General features: G+C 52.0%; 1 protein-coding gene. It reads left to right on the forward strand.

Annotated elements, in window-relative coordinates:
- The coding region (locus PPOP_RS11850) for a transposase (RefSeq protein WP_042228645.1) at positions 1 to 229 on the forward strand (229 nt) is incomplete at both ends.

A 229-nucleotide genomic window follows, 5' to 3' on the forward strand; every position in this document is an offset into this window, starting at 1 on the left:
ACCAACTGGGATGAACTCGCTACGTTCTTCAAGTATCCGCCAGAGATCCGCAAGCTCATCTACACGACAAACATGATCGAAAGCTACCATCGCCAGCTACGAAAAGTGACCAAGGGCAAAAGCATCTTCCCGACGGACGAGGCATTGCTAAAGATGCTATACCTCGTCACTATGGATGTCACTCGCAAATGGACGGGCCGCGTGCAAAACTGGGGCCAAATGCTGCTGC

The sequence above is a fragment of the Paenibacillus popilliae ATCC 14706 genome, from assembly GCF_000315235.1.
GTDB lineage: Bacteria > Bacillota > Bacilli > Paenibacillales > Paenibacillaceae > Paenibacillus_B > Paenibacillus_B popilliae.